The following is an 18079-nucleotide window of genomic DNA, read 5'->3' as shown; positions in this document are numbered from 1 at the left end:
CCTTAGTTTTTAGTAAAACAAAGTATCATAGGAGCTGTATGATACTTTGTTATTGTATAATTTTATGCTTTAACCACTTTGTTATTATTGTTTTTATACTTACCTCTAGTATCAATAACTTGTAACGAGTGGTTAAGAATTAATTCATAGTCAAACTTGTCATGATCAGTTGCTAAAATAGCACAATCAAAATTTTTCAATGATTCAGCTGTGATTGGCTGACTTTTTAAATTAAAAAAGTGATTACGCATTTTGGGAAATATGGGAACATGAGGATCTGAATATTCAGCAGTTGCACCTAAATCTTGGAGTTTTTCTATTATATGTACAGATGGGCTTTCTCTCATGTCATCAACATTCTTTTTATATGCGATACCGAGTACTAAGATACGGCTACCATTAATGGATTTATTCGCTTTATTAAGTGCTAATACGATTTTAGTGACAACATAATCCGGCATTGATGAGTTGACTTCACCGGAGAGCTCAATAAAGCGGGTATTAATACCATATTCTCTGGCTTTCCACGTTAAGTAGAATGGATCAATAGGTATACAGTGACCACCTAATCCAGGGCCTGGGTAGTAAGGGACAAAGCCGAAGGGTTTGGTTGCCGCTGCTCTAATGACTTCATGGATATCAATACCCATTTTGTCTGCAACTAGCTTCATTTCGTTGACTAAACCAATATTGACAGCCCTATGTATGTTCTCAAGCAGTTTAGTCATCTCTGCTGCTTTGGTTGAACTGACAGGAACAACTTGATCAATAGCTGGTTGGTAAACTGCGATACCTGCTTTTAAGCAGTTTTCAGTATGGCCACCAATGACTTTAGGAATAGTTCTGGTTTCGAAATCAGGATTGCCTGGATCTTCTCGTTCTGGTGAATATATAAGGAATATATCTTCACCCACTTTTAAGCCTTTTTCTTCAATCCTGGGTAATAACTCTTCTTCTGTAGTTCCTGGATAAGTCGTACTTTCTAAGGACAGGACTTGTCCTGTCCTTAAATGAGGTTTTACCATATCCGTAGTATTAATAACGAAGCTCATATCGGGTTCACGATATTTATTCAAAGGTGTTGGGACGCAAAGAATGATGGCATCACATTCAGCGATTCTGGCAAAATCAGTCGTTGCCTCGAAACCTGTATTGATTGCTTGATTAATTTTGGATGCAGGAATATGTTCGATATAACTTTGGCCTTGACTTAATTTATCTGTTTTTGCTTTATCAATATCAAAACCAATAACCTTAAATCCGATATCGTTATACCTGAGCATTAAAGGTAAGCCAACATAACCAAGACCAACAATGGCAATAATTGCTGTTTTATTATCAAATTTATCGGTGAGAATATTGAGTGATGACATATTTTGCCTTTTAAGGTTCTTATTTAAAAATGAACTAGTGAAATTAAATAACATTTGATTTTTAGTAGAATGCTATTTATTTTCACAGGTTTTACTTTTGGTAGCTGAATCTTTAATAAAGTTTGTTAAGTTATTTGTGTAAGGTGTGCCTATGACGGTGATAAAAAATGTAACATCAAAGCTACCGCACTAGGTTGTTGGCTCCCAGAACGCCTGTAGGGTTCTATAATCTTATCCATTGCATTGATTTTTCAGTACTTCTTCCTGCCGTAACAAGAAAGTAATGGGGGATAAGATTTTGTAACTATTTGGGGGGAGAGTAAACTGTAAGTTTCTCCAGGTCAAGCTTAATACGCCGCTTGTTTAATTAATTGATAGAATAAGGCTGCCAATCGGGGATTTTGATGTTTTTTTGTTGGAATCGTTCCCGCAGTTGAATTCGAGGTTATTTTTTAGGTAAGAGTCAAGGCCGGTAGTCTTAAGGAGGATTTAGTTAGTTGTTTAATTAAAGAAAGGTGTGAAAATGCCATCTTTTCTGATCAGGGGGTCACTTTGAAGAGCTTTAGAATAATACAATTTAAGTTGTTTATTGAGTTCTTCTATATTATAACACCTATGTTTTTCCAGTGCCTTTGGCGTAGGGTCATCTAGAATCAGTACATAAGGCATTCCCTCCATTCAATGCTGTTCTCAATGATAGTCCGCTATTTCTATTTGCTATTTTTAGAATATTGGTTAGTTTTAATTTTAAACTATAGTGAATTTCTCAGTATTTCAAAGGTATGGCTACAATTGTGGATCTTTCGTTCCATTACATTGTAAAGAAATTCTTTATAATTGCACTCACTTGAGGTCCAATATTAATTTTTTGATATTTCGGGGGTTGATGGCGGTTAAGAATGAGCCTAAGGAAACGCCGATACATAGGATAAATAATTTTATGGATATAGATTCATCCAGAAGGAAGTAAGCAAAGAATATTGCCCAAACGGTGTAGGTGATGTTTAAAGCCATCGCACGAATGGGTTGGAGTATGCTGATTGCTCGATAGTAGAAGAGGTATGAGACGGTAGTTGTCAGTGAGGTTATTAGTAGCAGGCTGGATAGTGTGAAACTTGAGAAGATGTGTCTTGCATTAGGTAGTGAGAATATGAAGGTTATGATAAGGATAATATAACCTACCGAAGAGGAGAGTTGTCTTATAAAATAGGCGATGTCAGCCGGGATGTTTTTGTTCATTCCGTAGGAGCTGATGACAACTTCAGATCCCCAGCCCAATGCGCAGATGAAGGCAAAAAGGAAACCTGTCCAGTTAGATATTGTTTGGGTTGTTGTTGAATAGCCTAGTATTATGGTACATACAACGGCTAATATTAGGCCTAATGTTCCTATCAGGTGAATTTTATCTTTAAATAGGCAGAATGAAATTAGAGAACCAATGGCAGGGTAGGTTGCAGCGATAATTGCGGTATAACCAACACCAATATGTTGAATGGCGAGGATATAACAAGACATGCCTATTGGGCCACCCAGCATAGCGGCCAGTACGATTATCCAGTATTTTTTATTCTTGGTGATGGCGATTATTGTCCGATATTTTTGTTGATATAATAGGTATATAAACATGTATGCACATGAAATCAGGTCATTTAAGAAGGCAATGATTATAGGAATGAGGAAATAAGAGGAAAGAGTGTTGCTTTTTAATAAAATAGCTAAAAGAACACCAGTGAGTCCCCAAAAAACACCAGAGAATAATCCATAGGTATTGGCTGTTATTTTATGGTTTGTGAGCATAGCTATTTGGATACTTTTTCATAAGTTTATCGGCTCATATTAAGAGGTTAGTTCCATAATTTCTATTTTCCTTTTTTGAGGCTAGAATTGAAGGAAGTATAATGCATATGATATATCCAATGATGAGGTTTTTGTTGGCTTGTTATTTTAATTTTTTGAATTATATGATTTTTAATGACTTGTATGTTAAGCGTTTTATAGGATTGTTGTTTATCCAGATGGTTAATGTCGGCAATATGGCTTTCAGTCGGCTCTATGACATGAATATATTAACAGATGCTGTGTATGAGCGGATGTAGCCGGTGAGAAAGCGTCGATGCTATTTTAAAAGATCGTAAATACAATCTTCTTTGGGTTGAAACTCAATAGGCGCATTAATAAGAGTCTTTCTAATGTTTTCGAAATCATAATTTTCGCAAGATATCTTTAAGTCATTTAATAATGAATCTAATTTATCCCAAGGTAAAAATATTTCGTTTGCCGTCATTATCCTCGGGTGATTGGTGATAGAAACGTTATCACCAATGAGTAACTCTTCATAAAGTTTTTCACCTGGTCTTAATCCTGTTATTTTGATTTCTATATCACCATGAGGATTGGTTGTATCTTTAACTGTCAGGCCAGAGAGGTTAATCATTTTTCGGGCAAGGTCATAAATTTTTACTGATTCGCCCATATCCAGAACAAAAACGTCGCCGTTGTTACCCATCGCTCCCGCCTGGATGACTAATTGGGCGGCTTCTGGGATAGTCATGAAGTAACGTGTAATATCTTTGTGAGTTAGTGTTATTGGTCCTCCATTTGCCATTTGTTGCTCGAAAAGGGGTACCACTGAGCCAGATGAGCCAAGTACGTTGCCGAAACGAACCATCGAGAATTTTGTATGGCTGTTTTCTTTAGCAAAGGCTTGCAGTATAAGTTCTGCAAATCTTTTTGTTGCCCCCATTGTATTGGTCGGGCGGACAGCTTTGTCGGTAGAGATTAATACAAATTTTTCAACTTTTTGTTTAATTGCTGCTTGTGCAAGTGAGAGTGTGCCAAAGATATTATTATTTATACCCTCCAGTGTGTTCATTTCTACCAGTGGGACGTGTTTATATGCAGCAGCATGGTATATTGTGTTAATATTGAATTTGTTTATGATTTTGTTTATTTTTTCTGAGTCTTTTATATCACCTAGAATTGGAATGATATTTATATTGAGTTCTCTTTCCAGATTTATTTTTTGCAGATCCATTTCTATTGAGTAAAGGCAATACTCTGTTAGCTCAAATAATATTATCTGAGATGGTGACTGGTTGATGATTTGTCTACACAGTTCAGATCCTATTGAGCCGCCAGCGCCTGTAATAAGGACGTTTTTATTTTTGATGTTTTTGCTGAGTAAATCTTGTAATGGGTTAACTTGTTCTCTTCCTAGCAGATCGTTAATAGAAACCCGTTTTAGTGAGTTTATTTGGGCTTTTCCTTCAACCAGATCGTTGAAGCTTGGAATGGTGAGTATTTCACAATGTTCTTTTTGAAGTCTTTCAAGTATTTTTTTTCTATCAGATATTGATGCACTAGGTATGGCGAGTAATATTTTCTTTATATTATATTTTTCTACTAAAGATGTTATTCCTCCTGGAGGGAAGACATAAACTCCATGAATAGATAAATTATGTAATTTAGTGTTATCATCAATAAAAGCAATAGGATTGAACTCTCTATGTTCTCTTAATATCGGTAGAAGTTGCCGGCCAGATTCTCCTGCCCCATATATAATTACTGGAGAGCCTTTATTTTTTAATAAATTACGCAGTGTCCTGTATAAGAATCTTGTACCACAGAGTGATATTACTAGAAAAGAGAAGTAAATAATCGGTACAGTTCTGGGTAAGAATGCCTGTTTATATAAGGAGAGTGCTGCTAGTAGTAGAGAAGATAGAAATGAACCGATAATAGCCCATTTTAATATTCTCATATTAACGTATTTTATTATAGATCGGTAAAAGCCAATTTTTAAGAAAATAAAGAGCGTGCAGGGGATGACAAATATAATAACTAGCCAATGTTGTAAACTAGAGATTGGCACTTCTCTATCAAGCCGTAGCCACATACTTAACCAGTATGAAATACTGATCATCAGTATATCTACTGCCAGGAGAGTTATGGTTTTTATTAATCTATCTTGGCTAAATACTATTCTTTTATTCATAATTTTTAATTACCTAAAAACTACTTTATAAATGGTTTTAAAAATAATATTCAGATCATGGAAAAATGATTTGTCATTAACATATTCTAAGTAGTATTTGGCTTTTATAGGCATCACAATATCAATATAGGCTTGATGAGGATTTGCATATTTAGCTAATATTTGATTTTCATCGATCATTTCTATAGAAGCCAAATCTGTTATCCCAGGTTTGACAGATAATATTTTGTTTCTTACGTCATCTGGGTATTTATCCATAAATTGTGGGACTTCTGGTCTTGGCCCGACTAGACTCATTGTTCCTTGAACAACATCAATGAGTTGAGCTAATTCATCAAGTTTGTATTTGCGTATAAATTTTCCAGAGTTTGTAATACGTCGATCATGACCTACAGTGAGTTGGCCTTTTTGTTCTGAACCGGTAGTCATACTTCTAAATTTGTGAATATAAAAATCTTTATTATATTGACCTACGCGTTTTTGCCGGAAAAAAATAGGCCCTTCCGAGTCTATTTTTATCCAAATGGCAATTGCGATTAATATAGGAGAGAGAATAATTAGCCCAATTGAAGATGCAATGAAATCAAAAACTGTTTTTATTATTGAATAAGTTATTTTCATTTATTCAAGAATCCCTTTAATTGTTTTGATAACGTAGATCTGGTCTTCTTGGGTCATTTTTGTGTATAAAGGAATGGATACAATTCTTTTAAAGTTTTCTTCTGCTACAGGAAAGTTTTTTTTATCAAGAGAATAGGTGTTTTTCCATATGGGTTGTTTATGTAGTGGGATAAAATGGACAGAGCAACCTATATTTTTTTCTGCCATTTTTATGATAAAGTCGTCTCTTGATATCTTAACTTTATCATTCAGTCTGATAGTATATAAATGCCAGGCATGTTGGCTATTAGGTTCTTTAGGTTTAGTCGGTAAAATAATGGGTAAGTTTTTTAATTCACTATCGTAAAATTTAGCCATCTCTTCCCTTTTCTTCTGAAAAGAGTCTATTTTCTGTAATTGGTGAATACCAATGGCTGCACAAATATCTGGCATATTATATTTGTAGCCTGGTTCAATCACTTCGTAGTACCAGGCGGGTGTTTTAGATTGATATCTGTCAAAAGCATCTTTACTAATGCCGTGCAAACGCATGACTTTTGCTCTTTTTATAATGTCTGGATTTCGGGTTACTAGCATCCCGCCTTCAGCCGTTGTCATGGTCTTATTGGCGTAGAAACTAAATACGGTGACATCGGTGTCCAGAGTGCCAATTTTTTTTCCTTTGTATAAGGTTGGGAATGAATGAGCGGCATCTTCAACTATTCGTAGATTGAATTCTTTAGCTAGAGCAATGATTTCATCCATATCACAGGATAAACCGGCAAAGTGTACTGGTATAATCGCTTTAGTTTTGGATGTGATTGCTTTTCTTATTGCGGTTGGATCAATATTCAGGCTGTTAGGTAAAGAATCAACAAAAATAGGGTGAGCACCCAGATAACGGACAACTTCTGCCGTTGCAGTAAAGGTGTAGGTAGGGACGATGATTTCATCACCAGGTTGGATACCAATGGCTTCCAACGCTAAATGTAATCCAGCCGTTGCTGAATTTACCGCGATTGCTTCAACATCAGAATCTAAATATTGAGCAAAATCTTGTTCAAATCTTCTGGCTTTAGGCCCAGTAGTTATCCAACCCGTTTTAAGTGAGTCAATGACTTCATCAATTTCTTCTTGGCCGAGCTCTGGAAGTGCGAAAGGGAGAAAAAAAGAGTTCATGATATAATCCTTATCTTTTATTTTTTACGTGGAATTTCTTATTGAATATAATTTTAATTATTCCAATGAGATACCCTGATCCATAAGATAAATGTATGCACAGAAATATTAAGGGTAAGGACATGTAATTTTTTTTATTTTTAATATGGGCTTTTATTGATATCAGTAAAGCCAGAGATAAATAGATAAAAATACAACTTATATATAGATATAAAAATATTGGGTTAATGAATGAGAAGATTAGCCCCAGGATTAACCCTAAAACAAAAGTCGGTGGTATTAATTGTCGGAATGATGTTGTTTTTTTTAATTTTAAATTGACTAATGGTTTAAATAAACCGTATTGATAGAACATAGAGCAGATTTTTTTAATTGAATCTCTGGGGTAGTAATCAATAATAACATCGGGCACAAGATATATATTACCTCCATGTTTTATAATTCTGCTGTTAAATTCATCATCTTGGTTTCTAGTTAAATCCTCGTCAAATAGCCCTATTTTATCGAATATATTTCTTCTGAAAAAACCAAAAGGTACTGTATCAACTTTTTTTATATTATTGACACCAATTCGAAAATGGGAATTACCCATGCCAAAGTGACTACTTAAGGCATATGCAATAGTATGAGCAGTAATCGTAGGATTGCATGGTTTTGTACTAAGAACTCCACCTATATTATCAATGTCAAATTGTTTTGATAAATTATATAGTTTGGATAAGTAATTGCTAGGATAGTTAGAATGAGCATCAATTCTGGCTATATATTCTCCTGATGAATTTTTTATACCAATATTCAGAGCAGTAGGTACATGTTTCTCAGGGTTGTATAGTAGCTTGATGAATTCATATTTCTCGGTATAACTTTGAATGATTTTTAAAGTACCGTCTGAGCTATAGCCATCTATAAAGATAATTTCTAATTGTTCGGTAGGATAATCTTGTTTTAGAAGTGATTCGATACATCCTTTTATATATTTCTCTTCATTTAATATAGGGCAAATTACTGATATATTTATCATGATTGAATAATAACCTCTATTTGGACAGTAATAATAGTTATTTAAGTGTAATTTCTATATTTTGTTCAAATCTTCTGGCTTTGGGCCGGTAATTATCCAACCAGTTTTAAGTCAATCAATAATTTTATCTATTTTAGATTGTTTAATTTCAGGTAATGCGAAAGAACGGCATTTGTTATTTGTGATTTATTATTGCCTTTAAGAATTTATTTGATAAATTATTATATGTGTGGTTTTTTAATGCGTATTTTGTACCGTTATTTCTTAATTCAATTTTCTTTTCCTTTGGCAGTTTATTTAATTTAAGTAATCCATTCGCAATGGCTTGCGGCGATTCAGGTGGGATAGATAATCCGCAATTTGCATCAGCAACAATGTCATTACCCGCTTCAACAGAATGTAATACTATGCATCCTGCCATCATATAATCTATGAGTTTATTCGGTGAAATTCCAAATCTATATATAGATTTTCTATGCCAACCTATATAAGCAATATCGAATAATGGGAGCAGAGCAGGGATCTGTGTTTTCGGTATTGGATCACTAAAGGTAATGTTTCTCAAATTAAGTAAATTAGCTTGTTTTACCAGATTTTCTTTTTCCAGCCCAGAACCTACCAGCAGAAAATGAAAATTTTGTTCTTCTAATAATTTTGCAGCATCAATCAGGTAGTTCATGGCATTGGGTTTTCCAAGCGATCCGGCATAACCCACAATGATTTTATTCTCTGCTTTGCAGTGATTGATTATTGCTTTGATATGAGGTGAAATAGGATCGATATTTTCAGTTTGCCAATCATTTTCAACGATACCATTAGGTATAATATGCAATTTTTTCAGGTCTAAGCCATGTTTTTTCATATGATCATGTACATTAGGGAGTATTGAAATTACCGTATCTGAATGGCGATAAGCATAATTTTCAGCAAATTGACATAATCTTATGAAAGGATGTTTTGGCGACATGCCGCCTATTTCGATAGGAGAGAGAGGCCATAAATCGTGAACTTCATAAACTAATTTAGCTTTAGCCTTTTTTGCCAGGTGTTTTGCGATCCAAATGTCCAAGGGGTAAGTACTTGATGCAATAACGATATCTGGTTTATTCTCTTTTATTATATTATTTGTATCGAACCATATCTGCTTTAAGAAAGAGAATATATTTTTTATCCGGTCTAATCCATTATTATAGTAATTAGGGGTCGGATACCAGATAAACTTTAATCCACAAATATTTTCGGTGGTTTTTTTATTCTCTGTGAGTTCGGGCTGTTTTGTACGGACATGGGAATAAGAAGCTGCAAGTATGGTAATATTATGTCCAGATTTAAGCCACTCTTGGCCTAGATAATATGGTCGAAATTCCATACCAAGATCTGGCGAACCGGCATAATGGTTTATGTAGACTATATTCATAGTGATTTTTCTAATTCGTCAGCAATTTTTATGGCAGCAACGCCGCCACCATATATAGATTGAACAGCGTGTATATTAGTATTAATCATATTATGAACTGATTGGGTTATTTTTTTATTCTCAGCATCGGATAATTTGTTCACACCTGTTTCAATTAATTCTACCCATTCAGTTTGATCTCTCACTGTTACACACGGTTTTCTAAAGAAAAAAGCTTCCTTTTGTAGTCCTCCACTATCGGTAATAACCAGATCTGTATTTTTAAGTAGCCATAACATTTCTAAATATCCAACCGGTTCGATTAAGTGAACATCTAAATGTAAGTTATATTTCTCCAACATTTTTTTAGTTCTTGGGTGAAGAGGAAGCACAACGGGGTAAATTGTTTTATGTATGTCATTTAATGCGTTCACTATTTCAGTTAATCGTTTTTGATTATCGGTATTTTCAGCGCGATGGAGTGTTGTTAATATGAAATGTTGTGTGGGAATAAGTTCATCAGGTCTTTTTGCTATTCGGCTAAAATATAAAGCAGCATCTTCCATTACATCACCCACTTTTTTTATATTAACCGGCTTTGAACTGAATCCTTCTCGTTGTAGGTTATTGATTGCTGTCTCTGTGGGACAGAAAAGAATTGAGCTAACATTATCTGTGAGTATTCTATTGATCTCTTCTGGCATCTCCATATTAAAGCTACGTAAACCGGCTTCAATATGGATCACTGGAATATGTAATTTGGATGCAGATAATGCTCCCGCTAAAGTAGAGTTCGTATCACCATATACCATGACTGCATCGGGTTTTGCTGTGATAAGTACCTTTTCAATTTCAATTAACATTTTTCCTGTCATTTCACCGTGCGTGCCACCATGAATATTGAGAGTGTAATCAGGTTGAGGGATTTTTAATTGATTGAAAAAGATATCAGACATATTAGTATCAAAATGCTGGCCGGTATGAATGATAATTTCTTTAAATTTATTATGATTTTGTAAGGCGCGAGACACCGGGCTGGCTTTAATGAATTGGGGTCTTGCTCCTAATACCGTTATGATTTTCTTCATATTTGATTAATTTCCAAATTGTTGATAAAATTCAACAAGTTTATTTTGTTCAATATCCCAATTGTATTTTTTATTTACTGCTAAAAACCCGTTATTACCCATTTCTTCCGCTATATCATAGTTATTCGATAAATAATCTATCGCATCAGCTAACTCTTTAGGGTTTAATGGATCAATACAAATTCCACAATTGTTTGTGACAATAATATCTTTCCATAATGTGAAATTTGAAGCGATAACAGGAATACCTGCACTCATATATTCGAACATTTTATTCGGTTGGGCATCGATATGATTGGGTAATGGATGAAATAGAACAATTCCAGCAATAGATTTAGATAAAAGTTCTTTTGTTTCTATCCGATTTAGAAAGCCAAGTTCATCTATTTTATGCCAATTCCCCATGCTTTTTATTTTATTTTCTAAATCTTGTTCAGAGAAACTGCCTGCTAATTTCATTTTTGTGTCAGTTTTCAGGTAAGATATTGATTCCACCATTTCTTCTATGCATCTAATGGCAGATATACCTCCTACATAGCATATTTGTTTTTCTTTCTTATCCCAATTTTTGTTATTATTACTTAGTTCGCCTAATATTGGGTAATTATTAATGTCTATTGTGTTTTTATTTAATTTTAAGTATTTATCTCTTATTGCGGGTGTCGCAGTAATAATTCCGTTAAATTTAGGGATAGCATAATTTTCATAGAGGGAGAATGTTTTAGAGATAATTGTTTTTGTTAATTTATTTAAATAAGGTTTACTAAGAATCTGTTTGGGGACATCTTCATGGGCATCAAAGATGACTGTTTTACCTTTCTTTTTAAGTCGTAATCCTATAGGTATTAATTCCGGATCATGGAAATGATATAGGTCAGAATCTAATTCTAACGCTTTTTTATAAACTCGTTCGGTTGTTTTAAAGATTCTATTTAATCGGCCTGGCAGTATATCCACGTCAATGATAGTTATATTATTCTTTACTTCATTACCTTTACCATCTGCAACAATAAGAGATACTTCATGCTTTTTTTGTAAACCAGAACATTCTTTTAGGAAAATACGTGTATCAAAACGCGGATGTGCCGATGTCATATGTGTGATTTTCATAAGGAGTTCTTGTTATTTTTCGTAGGAAATAAGAATAATAGTATGCTTAATATTAGCAGCCCATATGTCAGGAGTAGTGCTGTAATTGCCGTGTTTGATGCCGTGTATACGAACGGTAAATATAATGTTGTTGAAAATTCAAATGGAACTTTTTTTGCACTCAGGTTCATTGCGAAGATGAGCATATTAAATATAAAGAAATTTATTATTAAGCCAATGACACCATATCTGGCTATACCGTCCCCAATAAAGCCAGTATTCGCAGATCCTATGGTGCCATAATATATATGAGAAATTATTTTAGGTGCGTCTTTAGTGAATTCCTTATTATTATTGAAGGTATAATCATAAAAATAAAAGGTATTTAATGTTGGTGTGAAGAATATTCTGCGTAACCAGTGTATAAGTGGGTCATAGAAATCGAAAATAAAATACAGTAATCCGGCAGCAAGGAATGTGTAGAGGATTATATTTATCACGGAGTTACTTATGTTTCTTTTCCCTTTTATATAGAAGAATAGTGTTATAACGGTGAGATTCATGAATGCGATACTTTTTAATCCTGAAGAGCAATAGATTAAATAAGAAATTATAATGCTTATTGCAATAAACAGATATTTAACAAAACCTTTTACATAAAATGAAGCTAATAATAATAAGGGTGAAATTACGTATCCCCCACTTGTTATAATATACATGGTTAATAGTGATGTATTTTCTTTAAAGTTTTCTCTCACGGAGTAAACTTTAAATATATTAGGTGGTATTAAACTGAATGCAGGGTTAGTAATAACAAAGAATAAAACAATAATGCCGCATCCTATTATGATTATTTTATATAAATCCCAGGGGATTTGTAGTTTTGGTAACGTAATTCTATTTACTATTCGAAAAAATAATATAGATAATAGGAATAATATATTTATTGTGGATATGAAAATCACTGAGTATATAGAAGCTGAATTAATTAAAGGAAATATAATTGATATGGGTATGATGTAAATTATATATATTAACCATAAAAAAACCATAATTGGATTTTTTTGGTTATTAAGTAAGATTAGTGGTAATAATGATATCCAGCAGAATAAGATACTTAAGTGACCTTGTGGGCTAATATTATAGCCTTTTACCTCTTGGAATGTGTCTAATATAAGCACAGCATTTAGATATATAATTACCTGATATAGGAATATTTTTAGTATTATTTTGATTTTGTTTTGCATTTTTTTCTAATGAAAAAGTAAATGATTGATAATACTAATATGGACAGAAAGTACATGGTGATAAACTGATAGTATGCCCAACTGATAGGCCCATGTTTTATGTAATAATAGCCGATATTAGACACGGATCTATTCCAATTGTTATATAAGTTTATTATTTCTTTGTTTTTAAAATATTGATTTCTATTTATAAGATCTTTTAACAGAAGGGTATGTATTCTATGATATTTCATATTGCTTGGGTTACCAATTAAATCATAGCTCGACCATTCATTTTTTATGTCGAATTTAAATATATTGCTACTGATTGATTGATATAAACTTTCTGACATTCTTTCACTTTTATCTATATTAATATGATTTTCGAAGGATTCAATGCCATAAGTAGAGTAAATCATTCCATTTAATACAAAAGCCAATTTATCTGAACTTGCTTTAGGATCGACATATTCTTCAATCCAGGGCATATTATTTAAAGTGGTTAGGCTACCCCCTTTATTGATCGGCGCTAGTGATGATTTGTATAGTAAATGGGAGGTTAATAGATACTTATCATCACTGAAATAGTCATGCGCTCTCAATAAGAGAATTATTGCATATGCATCGGTTAATCCAGACCACCAAGGGGCGGAGAGTTTATTATTTTCATATCCTTTATATGGCCAATCAAAATCATATAAATAATGATTTTCACCTTGGAATAACTGAATGTTGTTTAATAGCCAATCGGCTGAGAATTTAAAATTAGCAATTAGTTCCTCTTTATTGAATTTAGGTGGTGGCACGTTCCATCCTGGTAAGGAGGAATCCGTTCTCCATAATATATTGGTATTATCTTTTCCTGAGCCTAAAGAAGAGTATATTATTCCATAGTGAACGACATAAAACGGAGATAGAAACGGCTCGGGAATATGTGGTGAATGTGATAAGGGAAAGCCATTGCTATTAAATTCGCGTTGAGTAAATTTCCCATTTATGACTAAATTTCTGACACTACTATTGAATTCATCTAATTCATAAGCATATTTATTGAATGCATAGCTCACAAGCATCACGATAATGATATAGGGAATTATTTTCATTATTTTCTTTTTTTTCTGCATGTTAACCTTCTTTTTTGCGTATGAACGATAATTTTAAAATATAAGCAGTACTGATCAGATAAAGGGTAAGACTGGTGAATGAGAATAATAGAATGGAGAGATAAATGTCTCCTAATATGTATCCAATGGAAAGAGCCATAAATCTTAATATAATAGATGTTGTTTGAATAAATAAATTGCTCTTCTGGTATTCATAAATGGATAAATATATTGATAATGATGAATATATTATTTGTCCAGATAAATGAGGTATTAGGCATAATAGATATTTACCTGATTCATGCCATTCTTCACCAAAAATAAATGTTATAATTGGTATGCCAACCAAGTATGTTACTGTGGCAAATAAGAGAGAAATGAGTGTTAGGTAATAGCATGTTTTTTTGATTTTTAAGAAAGATGATGCAGGAGTACCTTTTAAATATCCTTGTAATATAGATGAAACGGTTTGGTTTAGTAGTGTAATCGGCGCACCTGATATTTTAGATGCGATTAAATAAAATCCTGCGGATTTTAGCCCGTAGGCAGACATTATGAACAATTGAGGGAGTTCATTACTAACCGTATTAATTAAGCTGGCTGGGAAGTCATAAACTGGAAATTTGTAATATTTCTTAGCAAGTAGTCTTATTTTTCTAAACTCGTTTTTCTTTATCACCAGACGATATTGAGATTTTTTACTCAAAAATATCACACCTAATGATTGGCCTAATATTTGCCCCAGGATAAGACTGCTTGCGCCTAAACTAGCGATACCCCCGATTATTTGAACACTAATCATCGTGACCGTTTGAGCTATTTTAGTGATAGAGAATTCACGGTATTGTTTTTTTCTTATACTGTTGAAGCTCATTGCTCTATAAAACCCATAAGTAATAATGCCTAGAGGTATATAGTATAGGTGGTTTCCTATGATTGTTTTTTCTGGGATATTAACTATTGCAAAAATAGTGATTGCTATAAAACTAATGATGATTGAAATTATACAAGATAATGTGACTAATGAATTAATTTCACGTTCTTTTTCTGATGCGCTGATTGAAAATTCATAACGGAGGCAAGCACCTACTGCCAAAATACTTAAAATGGAGGAAAGTGAAGCATAAATCCCTAATTCTTCAGGTGAAAATAATCTTGTCAGTACTGGTGTTGATAGCAGTAGTAATATCTGGCTTATTAATGACGAAAGTAATAAGCCAGATAGATTCCTTAGAAATTTATTATTCATAGAATTTAAATTGAGCTGGAGATTTTGTTAATTAAATCTATGGATAAATAAGGATGCATAGGCAAACTAATCACTTCCTGGGCTATTTCGTCACCGACAGGCAGAGTAATATTGCTGGCAACCGCAGGTTGTTTATTCAAGGGAATGGGGTAATGCACTGCGGTTGGAATGCCTTGTTCTTTTAGTCTGCGTTGCAATTCATCGCGGTTTTTAACCCGAATAGTATATTGTGCATAGGCAGAGAGATTGTGGGGTTCAATATATGGTGTGGTTGTGATGCCGATTTTGTTTAACGCTTGATTGTAGTTTTCTGCCACACATTGACGTAATGCTATTTCTTCCTCAAAGATGTCCAGTTTGGGCAGCAGAATGGCCGCTTGTAGCGTATCTAAACGGCTGTTAATGCCTATTCGGATATGATGGTATCGTCTGTCTTGACCATGACGGGCAATTTGACGAATAATTTTCGCCAGTTCTTCATCGTTGGTGAAAATAGCCCCGCCATCACCGTAGCACCCTAAGGGCTTGCTGGGGAAGAAGCTGGTGCACGAGAGCGTGGTTAAATTGCAGGAGCGCTTCTCTTTATAAGTTGCGCCAAAACTTTGGGCCGCGTCTTCTATTACGGTCAGGTTGTATTTTTCTGCGATGGCATTAATTTCATCAAAATCGGCACATTGGCCGAATAAAGAAACCGGAATAATTGCCCTGGTTTTCGGGGTAATCGCGGCTTCCAGCAGGGCCGGATCTACGTTATAGGTTGTGGGCTTGACATCAACATAGACCGGAATGCCACCCAGTAGTGCAACAGTTTCTGCGGTGGCGATATAGGTAAATCCGGGGGTGATAACTTCGTCGCCGGGTTTGAGGCCAATGGCCATTAAGGCAATTTGCAGGGCGTCAGTGCCGTTCGCACAGGTAATACAATATTTGGCTCCGGTGTAGGCTATCAGCTTTTCTTCTAATTCCGCCACTTCGGGCCCTAAAATATATTTTCCGTGGGTGAGGACTTTCTGGATATTCGCGTCAATTTTATCTTTAATTCTGCGTTGCTGGGCCGCGAGATCGGTGAATTGCATTGTTCTTTACCTTTTATACTTTAATTCGGGTCACGGTATGATGGTTGAGTTGATAAATATGCTGCGTGTGCGGGCAGGTTGTTATGGCTTGCCCGTGCAGCGGTAAATCTAATTGTTCACCAAATTCACTCATCCAGCCAATGTGTTTGGCCGGCACGCCGACCATCAGGGCATAATCCGGTACATCTTTATTGACGACCGCACCGGCACCAATAAAGGCATAGGCACCGATGGTGATACCACACACAATGGTGCAGTTGGCACCTAATGTGGCACCTGTTTTCACCCGGGTGGTTTTATATTCACTTTTTCTTTCAATCAATGAACGTGGATTATACACATTGGTAAATACCATGCTTGGGCCACAAAATACCCCCTCTTCTAAATGCACGTTGTCATAAACAGAGACGTTATTTTGTATTTTGCAATGATTGCCGAGGGTGACTTGATGACCAATAAAGACATTTTGTCCTAAAGAGCAGCCTTCACCAATTTGGGCACCGGAACACACATGGGTAAAATGCCAAATGCGGCTGTTTTTCCCGATTTGGGCCCCTTCATCAACGATGGCACTGGGATGTATCATTATGTGTTCAGTTGACATGAGATCTTTTCCCTTTATTTAATACGTTAAAGGTAACGAGAGGGTTTTATTATCTCTGGCTGAGAGATAGGCAGCGATAAGCAGTTCTAATGATTTTAATCCTTCCCGGCCATCCGTGATGGGATTAGCTTCGCCTTTCATGACCTCAATGACATTTTTATAATAAAGTGGGTGACCAAAGCCATAAACGGAAGTGGTTTCATAATTTGCTTCTTTGACTTGCCGGTCATACTCTTTTTCGTCGGAAAAATGCCACTCCTGGATTTCATTGACGGCTAAACCTCCCACCCGGACGGTGCCTTTTTCACCCAGAATGGTGATGGAGCCTTCAAGGTTTTGAGGGTAAGTGCACAGGGTGACGGCCATCGAGCCTAGTGTTCCGTCTCGCCAGCGGATGTTCAGTACCCCGGTATCTTCGGTTTCGATATCCAGGTGGGTTGATGTCATGGCCTGTACATCTTTGACCGGGCCGATTAACCATTCAATTAAGTCAACATAATGGCTGGCCTGATTCATGAAGGCACCGCCATCAAATTCCCATGTGCCCCGCCAGGCGGCTTGATCGTAATATTCTTGCGGTCGGGTCCAGAAAACATTGAGGTGAACCAGATGGATTTTGCCAAACCGTTTTTCACTGACCGCCCGTTTCAGTAATTGTAATGTGGCGTTCAAGCGATTCTGTTTGACGACGAAGAGACGTTTTCCGGCTTTATCTGCGGCTTTGACCATGTTTTCGCCATCGGCCAGTCGTGTCGCCATGGGCTTTTCTGTGACGACATGAAAGCCTTTATTAAAGCAGGCAATGGCTTGTTCGGGATGCAGCCCGGAGGGGGTGGTCAGGATAATGATATCGGCAGTGATATTATCCAGCATCGCATTGAGGCTGCTAAAACCCGGGACACCGGTTGTTTCTATTGCCGCTTTTAATACCGTTTGATCGTTATCACAGATTGCCACTAATTCAGCGTTTTCCTGATGTGTTGCCAGAGAATGAAAGTGATTTTTAGCAATTCTGCCACAACCCACTAAAGCGAATTTTATTTTTCGGTCTTTAATTATGTTAAGCATGGTTTGTCCTGGA

General features: G+C 35.3%; 15 protein-coding genes. All 15 read right to left on the bottom strand.

The features are described 5' to 3' along the window. Nucleotides 1-62: 62 nt before the first annotated feature. The 15 genes from C5471_RS07590 to C5471_RS07520 all read right to left on the bottom strand — a co-directional run bounded on the left by C5471_RS07590 (nt 63) and on the right by C5471_RS07520 (nt 18066). On the bottom strand, nt 63-1373 hold the full coding sequence (locus tag C5471_RS07590) for a nucleotide sugar dehydrogenase (protein WP_133814031.1): 1311 nt from the start codon (nt 1371-1373) through the stop codon (nt 63-65). A gap of 843 nt (nt 1374-2216) precedes the next feature. Continuing rightward, nucleotides 2217-3170, bottom strand: coding sequence for a DMT family transporter (locus tag C5471_RS07585; RefSeq protein ID WP_207627248.1), 954 nt, complete (start codon nt 3168-3170; stop codon nt 2217-2219). A gap of 319 nt (nt 3171-3489) precedes the next feature. Beyond that, complete coding sequence (locus C5471_RS07580) at nt 3490-5367, bottom strand: polysaccharide biosynthesis protein (protein ID WP_133814029.1); 1878 nt, start codon at nt 5365-5367, stop codon at nt 3490-3492. Nucleotides 5368-5376: 9 nt separating this feature from the next. Then, the gene (locus tag C5471_RS07575) at nt 5377-5988 is read right to left on the bottom strand and encodes a sugar transferase (RefSeq protein WP_207627247.1); all 612 of its coding nucleotides are present in this window, start codon (nt 5986-5988) and stop codon (nt 5377-5379) included. Continuing rightward, entirely contained in the window at nt 5989-7146 is a 1158-nt protein-coding gene (locus C5471_RS07570) for a DegT/DnrJ/EryC1/StrS family aminotransferase (protein ID WP_133814028.1), read from the bottom strand. A 10-nt stretch (nt 7147-7156) separates the two neighbouring features. Beyond that, a complete protein-coding gene (locus C5471_RS07565) occupies nt 7157-8167 on the bottom strand; it encodes a glycosyltransferase family 2 protein (protein ID WP_133814027.1) in 1011 nt (336 codons plus the stop codon). A gap of 175 nt (nt 8168-8342) precedes the next feature. Next, nucleotides 8343-9584 carry a glycosyltransferase family 4 protein gene (locus tag C5471_RS07560; RefSeq protein ID WP_133814026.1) on the bottom strand — a complete coding sequence of 414 codons (1242 nt, stop codon included), beginning with the start codon at nt 9582-9584 and terminating at the stop codon, nt 8343-8345. Then, nucleotides 9581-10651, bottom strand: a complete 1071-nt coding sequence (wecB, locus tag C5471_RS07555; protein WP_133814025.1) for a non-hydrolyzing UDP-N-acetylglucosamine 2-epimerase — start codon at nt 10649-10651, stop codon at nt 9581-9583. Before wecB ends, C5471_RS07560 begins: the two co-directional genes overlap by 4 nt. A gap of 6 nt (nt 10652-10657) precedes the next feature. Continuing rightward, nucleotides 10658-11761 carry a glycosyltransferase family 4 protein gene (locus tag C5471_RS07550; RefSeq protein ID WP_133814024.1) on the bottom strand — a complete coding sequence of 368 codons (1104 nt, stop codon included), beginning with the start codon at nt 11759-11761 and terminating at the stop codon, nt 10658-10660. Then, nucleotides 11758-12987, bottom strand: a complete 1230-nt coding sequence (locus tag C5471_RS07545; RefSeq protein ID WP_133814023.1) for a hypothetical protein — start codon at nt 12985-12987, stop codon at nt 11758-11760. The genes C5471_RS07550 and C5471_RS07545 overlap by 4 nt, the downstream gene beginning before the upstream one ends. Further along, nucleotides 12966-14090 carry a D-glucuronyl C5-epimerase family protein gene (locus C5471_RS07540; RefSeq protein ID WP_133814022.1) on the bottom strand — a complete coding sequence of 375 codons (1125 nt, stop codon included), beginning with the start codon at nt 14088-14090 and terminating at the stop codon, nt 12966-12968. Before C5471_RS07540 ends, C5471_RS07545 begins: the two co-directional genes overlap by 22 nt. Before the next feature lies 1 nt (nt 14091). Further along, the gene (locus C5471_RS07535) at nt 14092-15318 is read right to left on the bottom strand and encodes an oligosaccharide flippase family protein (protein ID WP_133814021.1); all 1227 of its coding nucleotides are present in this window, start codon (nt 15316-15318) and stop codon (nt 14092-14094) included. 5 nt (nt 15319-15323) lie between these two features. After that, nucleotides 15324-16394 carry a DegT/DnrJ/EryC1/StrS family aminotransferase gene (locus tag C5471_RS07530; protein WP_133814020.1) on the bottom strand — a complete coding sequence of 357 codons (1071 nt, stop codon included), beginning with the start codon at nt 16392-16394 and terminating at the stop codon, nt 15324-15326. Between the two features lie 13 nt (nt 16395-16407). Further along, complete coding sequence (locus tag C5471_RS07525; protein WP_133814019.1) at nt 16408-16998, bottom strand: acyltransferase; 591 nt, start codon at nt 16996-16998, stop codon at nt 16408-16410. 18 nt (nt 16999-17016) lie between these two features. Further along, nucleotides 17017-18066 (bottom strand): Gfo/Idh/MocA family protein, encoded by a 1050-nt coding sequence (locus C5471_RS07520; RefSeq protein WP_133814018.1) that lies wholly within the window; start codon nt 18064-18066, stop codon nt 17017-17019. Nucleotides 18067-18079: the final 13 nt, after the last annotated feature.

Origin of the sequence: Photorhabdus tasmaniensis (assembly GCF_011189505.1) — a bacterium.
Classification (GTDB): Bacteria; Pseudomonadota; Gammaproteobacteria; order Enterobacterales; family Enterobacteriaceae; genus Photorhabdus; species Photorhabdus tasmaniensis.
Note: the sequence above shows the minus strand (reverse complement) of the source record. Positions and strands in the feature narration are given on the sequence as shown.

Excerpts from the sequence above, each read along its gene's own strand:
- wecB (WP_133814025.1), bottom strand. The coding sequence starts at position 10,651 with ATGAAGAAAATCATAACGGTATTAGGAGCAAGACCCCAATTCATTAAA.
- C5471_RS07585 (WP_207627248.1), bottom strand. The coding sequence starts at position 3,170 with ATGCTCACAAACCATAAAATAACAGCCAATACCTATGGATTATTCTCT.
- C5471_RS07565 (WP_133814027.1), bottom strand. The coding sequence starts at position 8,167 with ATGATAAATATATCAGTAATTTGCCCTATATTAAATGAAGAGAAATAT.
- C5471_RS07525 (WP_133814019.1), bottom strand. The coding sequence starts at position 16,998 with ATGTCAACTGAACACATAATGATACATCCCAGTGCCATCGTTGATGAA.
- C5471_RS07575 (WP_207627247.1), bottom strand. The coding sequence starts at position 5,988 with ATGAAAATAACTTATTCAATAATAAAAACAGTTTTTGATTTCATTGCA.
- C5471_RS07540 (WP_133814022.1), bottom strand. The coding sequence starts at position 14,090 with ATGCAGAAAAAAAAGAAAATAATGAAAATAATTCCCTATATCATTATC.
- C5471_RS07535 (WP_133814021.1), bottom strand. The coding sequence starts at position 15,318 with ATGAATAATAAATTTCTAAGGAATCTATCTGGCTTATTACTTTCGTCA.
- C5471_RS07545 (WP_133814023.1), bottom strand. The coding sequence starts at position 12,987 with ATGCAAAACAAAATCAAAATAATACTAAAAATATTCCTATATCAGGTA.
- C5471_RS07550 (WP_133814024.1), bottom strand. The coding sequence starts at position 11,761 with ATGAAAATCACACATATGACATCGGCACATCCGCGTTTTGATACACGT.
- C5471_RS07560 (WP_133814026.1), bottom strand. The coding sequence starts at position 9,584 with ATGAATATAGTCTACATAAACCATTATGCCGGTTCGCCAGATCTTGGT.
- C5471_RS07590 (WP_133814031.1), bottom strand. The coding sequence starts at position 1,373 with ATGTCATCACTCAATATTCTCACCGATAAATTTGATAATAAAACAGCA.
- C5471_RS07530 (WP_133814020.1), bottom strand. The coding sequence starts at position 16,394 with ATGCAATTCACCGATCTCGCGGCCCAGCAACGCAGAATTAAAGATAAA.
- C5471_RS07520 (WP_133814018.1), bottom strand. The coding sequence starts at position 18,066 with ATGCTTAACATAATTAAAGACCGAAAAATAAAATTCGCTTTAGTGGGT.
- C5471_RS07580 (WP_133814029.1), bottom strand. The coding sequence starts at position 5,367 with ATGAATAAAAGAATAGTATTTAGCCAAGATAGATTAATAAAAACCATA.
- C5471_RS07570 (WP_133814028.1), bottom strand. The coding sequence starts at position 7,146 with ATGAACTCTTTTTTTCTCCCTTTCGCACTTCCAGAGCTCGGCCAAGAA.